This window comes from Bacillus sp. CGMCC 1.60114, from assembly GCF_042676365.1.
Taxonomy (GTDB): Bacteria; Bacillota; Bacilli; order Bacillales; family Bacillaceae_G; genus Bacillus_A; species Bacillus_A rhizoplanae_A.
On the sequence record NZ_JBHTHG010000084.1, the window covers coordinates 98,913 to 111,110 of the forward strand.

At 36.9% G+C, this 12,198-nt stretch carries 10 protein-coding genes; 1 reads left to right on the top strand and 9 read right to left on the bottom strand.

From position 1 onward, the window contains the following. Nucleotides 1-25: 25 nt before the first annotated feature. Complete coding sequence (locus ACFQZ1_RS12325) at nucleotides 26-1,282, bottom strand: M48 family metallopeptidase (RefSeq protein WP_377882465.1); 1,257 nt, start codon at nucleotides 1,280-1,282, stop codon at nucleotides 26-28. Nucleotides 1,283-1,435: 153 nt separating this feature from the next. Here ACFQZ1_RS12325 and ACFQZ1_RS12330 point away from each other — a divergent pair, with 153 nt between their 5' ends. Continuing rightward, on the top strand, nucleotides 1,436-2,020 hold the full coding sequence (locus tag ACFQZ1_RS12330; RefSeq protein WP_377882466.1) for an SCO family protein: 585 nt from the start codon (nucleotides 1,436-1,438) through the stop codon (nucleotides 2,018-2,020). A 42-nt stretch (nucleotides 2,021-2,062) separates the two neighbouring features. Here ACFQZ1_RS12330 and ACFQZ1_RS12335 read toward each other — a convergent pair whose 3' ends face one another. The 8 genes from ACFQZ1_RS12335 to lplA form a co-directional block, all read right to left on the bottom strand. Continuing rightward, nucleotides 2,063-2,968 carry an AraC family transcriptional regulator gene (locus ACFQZ1_RS12335; RefSeq protein ID WP_377882467.1) on the bottom strand — a complete coding sequence of 302 codons (906 nt, stop codon included), beginning with the start codon at nucleotides 2,966-2,968 and terminating at the stop codon, nucleotides 2,063-2,065. A 641-nt stretch (nucleotides 2,969-3,609) separates the two neighbouring features. Next, nucleotides 3,610-4,545 carry an ATP-grasp domain-containing protein gene (locus tag ACFQZ1_RS12340; protein ID WP_377882468.1) on the bottom strand — a complete coding sequence of 312 codons (936 nt, stop codon included), beginning with the start codon at nucleotides 4,543-4,545 and terminating at the stop codon, nucleotides 3,610-3,612. A gap of 250 nt (nucleotides 4,546-4,795) precedes the next feature. Next, nucleotides 4,796-5,869: a sulfate/molybdate ABC transporter ATP-binding protein gene (locus ACFQZ1_RS12345; RefSeq protein ID WP_377882469.1), complete on the bottom strand. Its 1,074-nt coding sequence runs from the start codon at nucleotides 5,867-5,869 to the stop codon at nucleotides 4,796-4,798. Between the two features lie 22 nt (nucleotides 5,870-5,891). Continuing rightward, nucleotides 5,892-6,758: a sulfate ABC transporter permease subunit CysW gene (gene cysW, locus ACFQZ1_RS12350; protein ID WP_377882470.1), complete on the bottom strand. Its 867-nt coding sequence runs from the start codon at nucleotides 6,756-6,758 to the stop codon at nucleotides 5,892-5,894. Between the two features lie 15 nt (nucleotides 6,759-6,773). Next, a complete protein-coding gene (cysT, locus tag ACFQZ1_RS12355) occupies nucleotides 6,774-7,616 on the bottom strand; it encodes a sulfate ABC transporter permease subunit CysT (RefSeq protein WP_377882471.1) in 843 nt (280 codons plus the stop codon). A gap of 33 nt (nucleotides 7,617-7,649) precedes the next feature. Continuing rightward, on the bottom strand, nucleotides 7,650-8,696 hold the full coding sequence (locus ACFQZ1_RS12360; protein WP_377882472.1) for a sulfate ABC transporter substrate-binding protein: 1,047 nt from the start codon (nucleotides 8,694-8,696) through the stop codon (nucleotides 7,650-7,652). 837 nt (nucleotides 8,697-9,533) lie between these two features. Continuing rightward, a complete protein-coding gene (locus ACFQZ1_RS12365) occupies nucleotides 9,534-11,066 on the bottom strand; it encodes a fatty acid--CoA ligase family protein (RefSeq protein WP_377882473.1) in 1,533 nt (510 codons plus the stop codon). Between the two features lie 137 nt (nucleotides 11,067-11,203). Further along, a complete protein-coding gene (gene lplA, locus ACFQZ1_RS12370) occupies nucleotides 11,204-12,193 on the bottom strand; it encodes a lipoate--protein ligase (protein WP_377882474.1) in 990 nt (329 codons plus the stop codon). Between the last annotated feature and the right edge of the window lie 5 nt (nucleotides 12,194-12,198).

The window sequence follows — 12,198 nt, forward strand, 5'->3', positions numbered from 1 at the left end:
TTTATTTTGATCTTAATTTAATCAATTATTTCCCCTTGTACTCCTCAAATGTATGAATTCTCTCGAAAATTGGCGGATGTGTATATAAGAAAAATTTCACCAAAGCCGGCGGGTTCACTTGACTTAAACTCGTCTTTGATAAATATTGAAATGTTTTTATCCCCGACTGGCTATCCTTCGTCATATCTAATGCATATTGATCTGCTGCTCTCTCTTCAATGCGCGATACGTAATTTGTGGCAGGACTTACCGCAAAGGAAAGCATAGAAGATACAAGAAAGAATAGTGGTAAAACTGAGAAACTCGCTATCTTAGAAATATGCAGTGTATCTCCCCACTTACGAATACAAACTTGTATAATGCGATAAATGAGGTACATGCCAACGAAAGTTAAGACAATATAACTTCCAACACCCCAATATATATGCTTCATAACGTAGTGACCCATTTCATGTGCCATAATAAATAATATTTCTTTATCTTTTAATTGCTCAAGCGTTGTATCCCATAACACAATGCGAGAATTTGAGCCAATTCCCGTTACGTATGCATTTAACCCATTTGTTTTCTCTGACATATCTACTTCATACACATGCTCTGCTGGAATATTCGCTTTATCCGCTAATTTTAAAATCTTTTTCTCTAGCTCCTTATTATGAAGTGTAGAAAAATGATTATAGAGCGGATCAATGACTACCGGCTGAATGAACGTTAAAAAGATAGTGAATGGCACTGAAAGCGCCCAGCCGTACAGCCACCAACGTTTCGGATATTTTTTAATGAGCCATAATAGTACAGACACCGTGAGAAACATAAGGAAAAAGTTGATCCAAAAATCAAGTACATGTTCCTTGATCCAACTTGCTGTTGATTGCGTAGAAATGCCATAATCAGCAGACACTTGATGACCAATCCATTGGAGCGGCAGCGCTAACACTGTTGTCACAAGTGATAAATAAAACAAATAAATCGCAATTTGCAGCACCCGTACTTTTGTTGTATCTTTCGCCCATTTTTCAAACCGCTTTGATATACCAAGAACAAGTACAAATAATAAAACAATCCATTGCAGCGGCGTCGCTAAGAAAAATAATAAATTTTTCACCCGAGAGTAATCTTGACTAAGCGTCAGCTCCCTCGCATTCATAAATGTTGCTGGATCTGCATTTGTTCCTTTATACGCTTCCGGTATCATCTCATGATTCCATCCAAATAAATACCAATATATAAACAAAGCAAATATCACGTACAAAAAAAGTGTCCAGCTCATCACTTTTCGCATGTTTTCTCCTCCTCATCGCTGCCTGTCTATTATTATTGTAGTTCGTTCCTCGAAAAATAGAACAAGCTAATACGATGAATTGTCATGTAATATTCACTCATCCCTCCTTATTTTTCAGATTTTTCTTATAAAATAAATTTGGGAGGGATTGGAATGAAAAAACTGTATATTACTTTTACGTTAGGACTTATTATTGCAATCGGGATTGGAATTTTTTATTTTACCGGTTACCGAAAAGCATCGGCGGAAATACCAAAGGGGATTGTTATGGATGATGTAAATGGGACAGCTGTTTCATTTGATATGCTTCCTAAAAAATTAAAATTAGTAGAATTTATGTATACAAAATGTCCAGATATTTGTCCTGTTACAACATATAAAATGAAATATTTACGAGATGAGCTTGTAAAAGAGAAAGTTTTCGGAACAAAAATCGAATTTATTACAATTACCATTGATCCGAAATATGATACGAAAGAAGTTTTAGAAAATTACTCTAAAACCTTCGACATGAAACAAATGAAAGGCTGGCATTTACTGCGCGGCGATGAGGAAGAAACGAAACAACTAGCCGAATCTTTTAACTTCCGCTACCGCGACCCTGGAAGCGGTCTTTACATTCATACTTCAAATTCTTATCTACTAGATGAAAACAATCGTTTAATCGAAGTATTTGGCATGGGAGAGCGCGGATTTGATAGTAAAGAAGTGTTAGAGAAAATTAAAAAGGCAATGTAAAAAAGTTTCCTAGAATCTAGGAAACTTTTTTCTGTTTTATTTTTACTTTTTCTTTTGCACCGGTAACCAAATCTCTAGTTGTGCAAGCTCATGTTTATCAGCATGACAGCGCTCATCATATAATTCAAACTCTACAACACCAGAGTGTTCGTAGCCAGAATGCGGGAACCATTCTGTAAAGATTGCATTCCACGTTTGCTGAATCGATGCTACCATTTCTTCGTGCGGAACTTTTGGCGTTGTAAATACAGCGTACGTTGCTTCTGGAAATGTACGACACGCCAAATTACTTGGCACATCATCAAAGCTTGTTGCTTCTATCCCAATAATATACGTAAACTCCCCTGTTTCTAAATTAAAATCCGTACACATCCCTAACTCTACGAACTCATTCGTATGCTTACGGTTTGGAATATTTTCTGATAAATTATTTTGTAAATAATTTTCCCACATCGCTGGAATATCTTTTAGATTTTTTCCTTCTTTACTCGTGGTCTTCATTTCATACCCAATCACTTGAAAAGCTGGCTTTGTTTCTATACGAAATTCCATTTTGATTCCTCCTAAATACGGATTAAATTTCCGCTGCTTCACATTCACTTTGGAATATAACGGCGTTCGAATCTCCTTCTTTCGATATTCACTCGGCGTCATATGAAACAGCTTTTTAAAGGCGCGCGTGAACGTTTCATGAGATTGAAAGCCGTGTTCTAGTGCAATATCAAGGATTTTCTCCTCTGTATGAGAAAGCTGATAAGCTGCCCGGGCTAGCCTTCTCTTTCGTACATACTCCATCACAGAGTCTCCTACAAGTGCTTGAAACACGCGGTGGAAATGAAATTCGGAAAATCCTGCAATGCAAGCCAGGTTCGCTAACGTTTGCTTTTCCATCACATCTTCTTCAATATAATCTATTACCTTTTGAATTTGTATTTCATAGCTTTCCATCTCTGTTCACCTGCCTTATATGTATTATCATAAAGGGAACTGGCGTTTCCTTCTTGATGTTTTTTGCTTTTGTTTTATGGAATTTTGTAACTTTTTCAAAATTCATTCATTTTTATAGACGGAGAGGAAGAGAAACACAATCATTAGAGCACATTTACAAGTTGCATATGATCGATTTATTTCCACATCTCCTCTCCCTCACGTAGCACTTTCACGTAGCCGAAGGTCTTATGCATGAAACTCCCGCATTAATGGACAGTAATACTCCCACCTCAAAAGTAGCGGGATAAAGATTGTCTTTCTTTTGCTTTGTTTCCCCAAAGAACCTTTTCATAAAAATTTTCATAAGATATTTTTTGATTTCTTTTCAATATAAATCCAAAGATAATAGATAGTCCAAAATAGAATAGGTACCAAGAATACATAATATCGTCTATCAGCTGAAAGATGATAAAGCAAGAACAGTGCAATGATAAGGGCCGGAACTAATAGTATAAAATACTTTTTTTTATGCATTTTCTCACTCCCTCCAAACGGGTATTCCTTTATTTTCGAGCTTTCATTTTTATCAGATAATAGAATTACGTACCATAGCTAATAGAAAAGAAAGCTGCCAATCAGCAGCTTTCTTTCCTAATCTATTATAATTTCTCTAATTCACTACCAAGAAACTTCGCTATTTCTAACATACCGTATTTGCCAACAACTGCTTCTGCATCAGCATTATAGTTTGTGTTCGTATTAATATCATAAGTGAAAATTTCACCATCAGCATTTCGAATGAACTCAATGCCAGCAATCGCTATATCGTTAGCAGTCAAAACTGCTTCATATTTTTGAAGAATTGGGTCATTAAATCCTTCTATAATTTGAAACTTCGGTTTTTCCGGAGCTTTCTCTCCAACTGGACAGAATAAATCTCCAATTTGACAAGCATCGGCTGGACATAATTCGAAACCTTTCGATGTATCTACCTGAACTGCATATACAAACTTTCCGCCAACAAATTCACAACGCGTAATATAAGGTTCAGGAGCTTGTATATATTCTTGAATTAATGTAATACCATCTACTGGCTCTTCAAATGCTGCACTTTCTACATAATCTCTTAAAGAAGCAACAGACTGGAACAGTTGAACCCCTAATCCTTTTCCAGCACGGTTATGCTTCGTAATAAATGGACGTCCTTCAAATTGAGCTGCCGCTTCTATAATATGCTCTTTACCAACAGCTGCAATCGTCTTTGGTGTACGAATCCCTTGAGCGTTTAATGCCATATATTGTGCCACTTTACTTACTTCAAGCTGCAATGCTCTGCTTCCATTGAACACCTTTCGATTATGTTGTTCTAACCAAGCAAGTACAGCAGCAGTAAGCTCCGGTGCAAAACGGTGATCTCTCGTATGAGAAGAAGCGCTCATTCGGTTATAAAATACACCTTTTGGCGGAATAGAAGAAAGATCAACAATACCTTCATCTAAATGCCATTCTTCATATGGAAGTCCAAGTTCTTCCAACCTTTTTATAAGATGAGTTGTCCACTCTTTATTTTCATGAATAATGTGAATTTTCCCCACAGTTCTACCCTCTTTCTAGATGTAATAGTTTCATTATACTATTTTTATTACTCAGCAAAATAATAATTTTGAGATAAAGTAGATCTTCCATCAGTGAAGTTTTTTCATCCCCACCTCTCTTCCTCGTTTCTCTTTGAATCTTGAGGCGGGGGCCATACTGCCCGCGAATAGCGGGATAAAATTATGACATAAGTAAAAAAAACGAAAGATGACAAGGCATCTTTCGTTTTTTGCTAAATGAATGGCTAATTTAAATCACAAAATCCTCTGGAACAAACACTTTCACCTCTTTCGGACGCACATACACTACCTCTCCTGTCCGAACATGTAACTGTGTAAATTGCTCCTTGCCTACTTCCGCTTCTAAATACTCTTCCGTTCCTAAGCGTTGCAATTCAATATATACATTCGGACCAACTGCATGTATATATGTAACTTTTGCTTGAATTGCATCTTCACTTTGTTTTGTACGTTCAATAGACAACTGATGCGGACGCACATAGGCAATTGCATCTGTATCTGAAACATGCGTATGCTCCGGCGCTTCTAATTCAATAGATCCTAAATTCAATTTTCCTTTATGAACACGACCGTGAAATAAATTTACATTTCCAAGAAAATCGTATACAAACGGACTAGCTGGATTATCATACACATCTTCTGGTGTACCCATTTGTTCAATGCGCCCTTCATTCATTACAATGATTCGGTTCGCAACATCTAATGCTTCTTCTTGATCATGCGTTACAAACACACTTGTAATTTGAAACTCATCATGTAATTTTCGCAGCCATCTTCGCAATTCTTTACGCACCTTTGCATCTAATGCACCAAATGGTTCATCAAGCAACAAAATTTTCGGTTCGACCGCTAAAGCCCTCGCTAACGCAATCCGTTGTCTTTGTCCTCCAGATAACTGCGCGGGATAACGCGCCGCAAAACCATCCATCTTAACAAGTCTTAATAACTCAAGAACCTTTTCTTCTATTTCTGCCGCAGACGGTCTGAATTTCTTTTTTCTTACTTTCAATCCAAAAGCCACATTTTCAAATACATTCATATGTTTAAAAAGAGCATAATGTTGAAACACAAAACCAACTTGTCGATTTTTCACATGAGTATGAGTTAAATCTTCCCCGTCAAATAAGATTGACCCTCGATCCGCCTGCTCTAGCCCTGCAATAATTCGTAATAACGTCGTTTTCCCAGAACCAGATGGACCTAACAGTGCAACGAGTTCTCCTTTCGGAATTTCCAAATTAATTTGCTGCAAAGCTTGAAACGTACCGTATTGTTTCCACACATTATGAATTTGAATACTCATTATATCCCATCTCCTTTCTTACCTATTGCCTTCCTTTCATTCTCCATTCAATCCAGTTCTTTATAATTAATGTAACGACCGCAAGCAGTGACATTAAAGAAGCAACGGCAAACGCAGCGGAAAATTGATATTCGTTATATAAAATTTCAATATGAAGCGGCATCGTATTCGTAACACCTCGCACATGTCCAGATACAACAGAAACGGCTCCAAATTCTCCAATCGCACGGGCATTACATAAAATCATGCCATACAATAGACCCCATTTTATATTAGGCAACGTAACGCGCAAAAACATTTTCCATCCGCTTGCTCCAAGTGATAAAGCTGCTTCTTCTTCACTTGTTCCTTGTGCCTGCATGACTGGAATTAATTCGCGGGCTACAAATGGGAATGTCACAAACACAGTGGCAATTACAATACCTGGTACAGAAAAAATAAGCTTCACACCATGTTCCATTAGCCATGCACCCAGTTCACCACGAGGCGTAAATAATAATACAAAAACTAACCCCGCAATAACTGGTGAAACAGCAAAGGGCAATTCAATGAGTGATAAAAGAAACTGTTTCCCTCTAAAGCGAAATTTTGTAATAAGCCATGCTGCCGCCACGCCAAATATCGTATTAAGCGGAACAACAATTAGGGCAACAATAATCGTTAGACGAATAGCAGAAAATGCTTCACTATCTGTAATTGCTGCAATGTACACATCTATTCCATGTTCAAATGCTTTCATAAAAATCGTAGCTAACGGCAACAAAAGAAATAAAGATAAATATATAATTGTCACCGCAATTAAAATAATGCGGATTACTTTAGATTCTGCAATGGGTGCAGGTGTCTGAACTGTTCTTTGCTTTATCGGTTTAAATAATGACGGTTCCATCCTTTCGTCCCCTTTCTATTCGTTTCGCAATCCACGTTTTTGACTCCACCCCTGAATGATATTAATAGTAAAAAGGAAGAAAAGAGAGACAATTAGCATAACGGCCGCCACAGCTGTCGCACCTGCATAATCGTATTGCTCAAGTTTCGTCATGATCATCAGCGGAGCAATTTCTGTTTTGAGCGGCATATTTCCAGCAATAAAGACAACCGATCCGTATTCCCCTAGCGCCCTTGAAAAAGCTAACGAAAATCCTGCTAATAAAGCCGGCAAAATTTCTGGAAAAACAACCTTCCAAAATACTTGTAAACGTGATGCTCCTAAACTGGCCGCTGCTTCTTCGACTTCTTTATCAATATTTTGTAATACAGGCTGAACCATACGTACAACGAAAGGCAGTCCAATAAAGGTTAAAGCAACAATAATACCAAGTGGAGTAAATGCTATTTTTATATGAAACATATCAAAAATTTTTCCTATCCAGCCGTTTTGAGAATACAAGGTAGTAAGCGTAATACCAGCAACAGCTGTTGGTAAAGCGAACGGTAAATCAATTAATCCATCAAGAAGCCGTTTTCCTGGAAACGAGTAACGAACAAGTACCCAGGAAATTAATAGACCAAAACCGACGTTTACAATCGCCGCTGCAAGTGAAGTTGTAAAACTAACTTGATAAGAATGCAATACCCTTTCACTTGTTATAACTTGAAAGAATTTGCTCCACCCTAACTGAGAAGTTTGAATAAAAACGATAGACAATGGTATTAAGACAAACAAACTTACATATAACATCGTAAAACCAAGAGAAATCCCGAATCCCGGTAAAATTTGTCCTTGCTTCCTTTTGCTCTTCTTCACATTCTTTCACCTCATTGCGGTCATCTGTTTATATTATTTTTGATAGATTTTATCAAAGACACCTCCATCTTTGAAATGTGTTTCTTGTGCTTTTTTCCACCCTCCAAACACTTCATCAACCGTAAATAATTGTAATTTCGGGAATTGTGATGTATATTTTTCAGCTACCTTTTGGTCTCGAGGACGATAAAAGTTTTTCGCCGCAATCTCTTGCCCTTTTTCCGTATATAAATATTTGAGATACTCCTCTGCTACTTTACGAGTCCCCTTTTTATCAACAACTTTATCAACGACAGCCACTGGTGGCTCAGCAAGAATACTAATAGACGGTGTAACAATTTCAAACTTGTCTTTCCCTAACTCTTTTTGTGATAGCAATGCCTCATTTTCCCAAGCAATAAGAACATCCCCAATCCCTTTCTCTACAAAGGTAGTCGTTGAACCGCGCGCACCTGAGTCCAACACTTCTACGTTTTTATATAGCTGACTTACAAATTCTTTTGCTTTTTCTTCACTATTATTGTGTTTCTTTAATGCATATCCCCATGCCGCTAAATAGTTCCAGCGAGCTCCTCCTGATGTTTTCGGGTTTGGTGTAATAACAGAAACTCCTTTCTTCGTTAAGTCATCCCAGTCTTTAATCCCTTTCGGATTTCCTTTCCGCACAAGAAACACAATAGTAGACGTGTATGGAGTTGAGTTATTAGGCAAACGTTTCTGCCAATCTTCAGATAACAACTTCTTCTTACTAATCGCGTCAATATCATACGCCAATGCTAGCGTCACAACATCTGCCTCTAGCCCATCAATGACTGAACGCGCTTGACTACCTGAGCCTCCATGAGATTGTTTCACAGTAACCGTCTCACCAGATTTTTCTTTCCAATACTTTGCGAAATCTTTGTTAAAATCTTGATACAATTCCCGAGTTGGATCATAAGATACATTTAAAAGTTCAATAGACTTTCCTGATTCCGATTTACTAGTAGATGTTGTCGAAGCACACCCCGATAACAGAACTAGCGTAGACAACAGAACACCTGCACCTTTTGTAATTGATGTTTTCCCCCACAGCTTCATCTATAAGCCCCCTTTGTTTCATACAATAAAAAAAGGCACACAATCTTTTCACAAAGTGAACGTTGCGCGCCTTCAGTTTCTCTGATCAGCTTCTATTGTTTAATTTTTCAATTATTTCCCTTTATTCTAAATACACAATTCCGATATGTCAACTAAGAAATCAAACGATTATTTCGCGAAAGGAAAACAAAGTAAAACTAACCAAGTGAGGGCATGTCAACAGCTATCATGCCCCCATAATTTCAAATAGGACTATGTATGTTTTTTAACCCAGTCAAGTATAGTAACTTCTTAGTTAAGAATTTTATACAGAGTTTAATTTGATTGAGAACACTTTGCAACAAATTTTATTCTTGATACAATTACTGTAAAAAATTAATTGTATGATTGGAGAGATAGATAATTAAAAAATTTATAGTAGCTTTTCTTTATTCTTTAAGTAGCTTGATTATTTCAATGAATCTGTTAGGACTGATTATGTCTCCAAGTAAGATAGAGTGGCAGGACCTTTTGGGTTTTACCGTGATAATGATAATTTATGGAGCACCCATCGTATTAATAGGGTGTATAATCGGTGAATTATTATATAGATACTATATAATTCCTAAATCCGTACCTTTTAAACTAGCTTTAGTTATATATTTTTTATTAGGTAGTATCGTAATGTTATTAATTAAAATTTTTCTTGGTGGGATTCCCCAAAATATTAATGAATTATTCGATTTACAATTAATGATGTTTCCAACTATTTGTTCTATAATTTTTTTTATAAAAAGAAATACATACAAATAAAAAACAGCAGCCCAAATACATCAAGCTGCTGCTTTTTCATTCCTCTTATACTTGCATCGCCTTCTCTTTTAATGCCCTTCTCAAAATCTTTCCTGTCGTATTTTTCGGAAGTTCTTCTAAAAACTCAATGCTGCTTGGTATTTTATATTTCGCAAGGTGAAGCGAGCAATACGCCATAAGCTCTTCCACTGTCACATTTGTCGTTTTCAGTACGACGTATGCTTTAACCGCTTCACCTAAACTTTCATCTGGAACACCAATTACAACTACTTCAGCAACAGCTTCGTGCATATATAACACTTCTTCTACTTCGCGTGGGTAAACATTATAACCGCCAACAAGGACGATATCTTTTTTCCGGTCTACAATGTAAAAATAACCTTCTTCATCCATTTTTGCTAAGTCGCCTGTATACAGCCAGCCATCACGAATTGTTGCAGCTGTATCTTCCGGCGCTTTGTAATAGCCCTTCATTACATTCGGACCGCGAACGATTAATTCTCCTACTTCTCCAACCGGTACTTCCTCGCCCATTTCATTTACAACTTTGTTTTCCACATTCTGAACATTCGTTCCAATTGAACCTGGCTTACGCGGACGATCAAGCGGATTAAAACAAGTTACAGGCGATGCCTCTGATAATCCATATCCTTCTGAAACGATAACACCAAATCGTTGTTCAAAGTTTTTTAGTAAGGCAACAGGCATAGACGCGCCACCAGAAATACAAAAACGAAGCGTATGAACATCTTCTGCACTTGCTTCTTCATATAAATATAAATAATTATACATTGTCGGTACGCCGGCAAATATCGTAGCTTCATATGTGTTGCAAATGCGAAATACTTCTTTCGGGCTAAACTTTGGTAACATTAAAATCGTTGCACCGTTTACAATTGGCGCATTGACTGCAACCGTTAAACAAAATACATGGAACATCGGAAGTGCTGCAATCACACGATCATGCTCTGAATACTGTAAATACGAAGCAACATCGCTTGCATTACTGTATAAATTTTTGTGTGTTAACATTGCTCCTTTTGGCTTTCCTGTCGTTCCAGATGTATATAAAATAACAGCAACGTCTTCTTCTTGTATATCCGGACCTTGAAAAGCGAGATCTCCGCTTGCTACTAAATTCGTAAACGTTTTCATTTTTTCAGTTTCTTTATGAGTTGAATCTGCTGAGGTTTCACAAATGATGATGTTCTCGATAGAAGGAAGTCTTGATGTAAGTGATTGCATAACTGGTAGAAGGATGTCGAGTGTAATGATTGCTTTAACGTCTCCATTTTGTAAAATGTAATATAGTTCATCTGGTGTATAAATCGGATTGACTGGAATAACGGTGGCTCCTGCACGCATTGCCCCGTATAAACCGATTAAAAAGTGCGGTGAATTCCCAACAATTAATGCGACATTGTCTCCTTTTCCAATGCCCATGTTTGCTAAACTACTAGAAAACTTTGTGACTAATACGTTAAATTGGTCATAAGAAACCGACTGATCCTGAAAAATATAAGCCGGCTTGTCACCTCTCTTTTTCACCGTTTCGGCTAATCTTTGAACGAGATTCACAAAACCCCCACCTTTTATAAAATTTTAAAAATTCTAAATACATTATATTAAAAGAAAATTAAGGGTGCAAGTTACATTTCATTGAACATATATATAAGAAACAGCCCTACCGTAAGATAGGACTGTTTCTTATATCATTAAAAGAATAAAGATAAGAAATCTTCTTTTGTTATATTACCAAAATAACGTGGCACTTCTACGTCAGCTAGTGCTGCGGCAAATGCTTCCTTATCAAACACCTTACCACTTAAACGCTCTTCGATATCACGTACATCTTCAACACCGAAAAAGTCCCCGTAAATCTTACATTCTGAGACTACGCCTTTCTGTACTTCTAACCGAACATCTACTTGTCCAACTGGGAAACGGTGTGAATGCTGCAAATTAAATTTTGGAGACTTCCCGTAGTTCCAATCCCAATTTCGATAACGTTCTTCTGAGATTTTATAGATTTCTTTCCAATCATCTTCCGTTAATTCGTATGTCGGGATTTCATTTTCCCCTTCAAAAATATTTTCTAAAAGCAGCTGTTTAAATTCTTCAATTGTAATTTTCTCACTTAGAAATTCTGCAATATTTGCAACGCGGCTGCGAATGGATTTAATTCCTTTTGATTGAATTTTATCCATTTTTACATTTAATGCAGATACAACATGGTCAATTTCTGAATCGAATAATAACGTACCATGACTAAACATACGGCCTTTTGTCGCGAACTGAGCGTTACCAGAAATTTTCCTTCCTTCCGCTAAAATATCGTTACGACCGCTTAATTCAGCGTTAATACCTAATTTCCCAAGCGCTCTTGTTACCGGCTCTGTAAACTTTTTAAAATTGTTAAAGCTATCTCCATCATCTTTCGTAATAAAGCTAAAGTTTAAATTTCCTAAATCATGGTACACAGCGCCGCCTCCAGAAAGACGTCTTACAACATGAATTCCCTTTTCACGCACATAATCTGCATTAATTTCTTCTACTGTATTTTGATTCTTTCCAATAATGATAGATGGCTCATTGATATAAAACAGTAAGTACGTTTCGTTAATATTTAAGTTTTTCACACAATATTCTTCAATTGCTAAGTTAATCGTTGGATCTGTAATCCCTTTATTATCAATAAATAACATCATTT